The 2,291-nt window shown below is 35.7% G+C and carries 2 protein-coding genes; both read right to left on the bottom strand.

The features are described from left to right. Positions 1-269: 269 nt before the first annotated feature. Positions 270-1,520 (bottom strand): MFS transporter, encoded by a 1,251-nt coding sequence (locus AC1DRF_RS23805; protein ID WP_477741854.1) that lies wholly within the window; start codon positions 1,518-1,520, stop codon positions 270-272. A 475-nt stretch (positions 1,521-1,995) separates the two neighbouring features. Continuing rightward, a complete protein-coding gene (locus AC1DRF_RS23800) occupies positions 1,996-2,265 on the bottom strand; it encodes a DUF1871 family protein (RefSeq protein ID WP_279621046.1) in 270 nt (89 codons plus the stop codon). Between the last annotated feature and the right edge of the window lie 26 nt (positions 2,266-2,291).

The raw sequence follows: 2,291 nt of genomic DNA, 5'->3' as shown, positions 1-2,291 counted from the left end.
TCACAATACTTACTTGTCAATTGGGGTAATACGTTTGCTGAAGTCGCTGTTACGTCTCTCAAAACCGAACCAGTCCCTTCATTAAGCTAAGTATTTAACCTTTCACAGCATTCAATTTTAAGTGACATTGATACTGTACTATATGTGTACCACATCTTTTAGAATTAAAACATACCATATTTCATTCTAATTTCCTTTGGTTGTACTTTTATAATGAAACTGTTTGTTTTCATTATGGTTATTTAGATAAGAAGTTGTAAAGAATTTTTTTACTCTCCTAATTTTATACCTTCCTGCTTTGTCTCCTCTTTTAAATTATATAGAGGTAATATAAAAAGCAAACCTATAATAAATAAGACTGCTGCTGCCTCAAATATGGCAACCAATGAAAACTGCTCTTTTAAAACTCCAGCTATACTCATCGTTAATACCATGGATCCCGTAAAGAGAGGACTTAAAATCCCATTGACCCTGCCAATAAAAGCAGCCTCCGTTCTCTGTAAGATCATCGTATTGATACCAATCTGAATACACGGTAACATGAGACCATTTAGAAACTGAGCTCCCAGCGTCAGCCATAGGTTTACTGATAATCCCATTATGGCAAACCCTATTGCATTACCAACCATCCCAAATGCCAGCAGCCTTTGCGGTGCTACTGTTTTGGCAAAGATCATTACTACTGCTCCGCCTAAGATCATGCCAATTCCATTAGCTGTAAGTAACCACTGGAGATTTTCTTTTGCTAAACCCAACTGCTCTGTTACAAGGAAAATGGAGAGAGGCTGAATAAACCCTATTCCTAGTCCAGCTGCTAAAAAGCATAGACCTAACAGGCTCAACTCTTTCTTCCCCAAAACATACTTAACACCACTTTTCATTTCACTTAGCAGTGATGTAGTTCCATTCTCTTTTTCCATCTTTCGATCAGAAGGTAGAAAAGTGAGTGCTGCTGCTGATAGTAAAAAGGCTGTACCTGTAATGGCAATGGAGAGATTTATACCAAAGGCTTGAAAGGCAAATGTCCCTAGTATTGGTCCTAGAACCATGAATATCGCAAAGAGCGTTTGATAGACTGACATCCCAACCTGCATTTGCTCTTCCGGTAAATGCATTTTAAACAGTTTCATCCCTGAAGGCTGAGAGAATTGGGAAAGGATTGCAGAAATTAAAGTTGCGAAAAAAACAACATGCCAAGATCCAAATATAAGCGTGACAAGCACAGCAAATACAGATATTGCACTTAAAATATCACACCATACCATAGTACGTTTCGGACGCCAGCGATCTGCAAATGTTCCGCCAATAAAAGAGAAAATAAAGATTGGTGCAAATTCTGCTACAGATATTAAAGATACTGTAAATGGGTCTCCGTTTGTCTTCTCCATTATGAAAAGAAGTACAGCAAAATTCCTAACCCATATCCCTATTTGCAAGAATAACCCAGAGATAATAATAGCTTGAAAAACACGGTTTCCAAACAACTTGGTTGAATGATTTACGGGTAATTTCTCTTCCAAAACAAAAAACCTCCTGCGTATTTTCTGAACAGGGGGAAGTACAGTACAACAACAATATTGGCATGACATTCCGAAAGAAAGGAATACAATGATCAATTTGATTTGTATGTAAAAGTACAGTCTAATCCTATTCAGAAAAAACAATCGTATTATTCAACGAATTTTTTCTTAGAAAATAGGATTAATTAATCATTGTTCCACGTCCACCCTTCCTTTTTTTACTAGTAATAGGATAATTTATTATTTGTAATAAATCAACGCTTTTCGAACCCGAAATTTCTACAAAATATTAGTTTCACTCATCATCAATACATTAAAAATTAATAATTGATTCCAGATCAAATTTCTTCCATTAGGAATTAAAGAGAGATAGCTCATAGTAATTAAAGCTGTATATCATAATTCGTTTCAGAAGTGGACTTAGGAGGAAATTTCTTATTTCTAAGCACTTATCTAACTACAAGCTTGCGTTTATCTACTCTCTTATCTGCTCCCAGATTTGCTGTGCAATGCCTATACAGTCTTCTTTTGTTAACGTACTATTAAATGACTGATTTAATATATCTGTTATCTCAATTGCCAGACCTTCAACGTTTGTTACTTTGTATACCATAGGAAGGATCCATGTAGCTTCATACTCATATTCCTCAGAAGCATGCAAAGAGAGTGGATTCCATGTGTAGATAACTGATTGTATCGTTTTTTTTACATCATCAAACTTTGTAATCCATTGTTGCTCTTTCATCCCCATCACCTTCTATTAGCTTACTC

Source organism: Priestia sp. P5_B4, assembly GCF_056400385.1.
The sequence above is the reverse complement of the archived record's forward strand: the minus strand, read 5'-3'. Positions and strand labels throughout refer to the sequence as shown.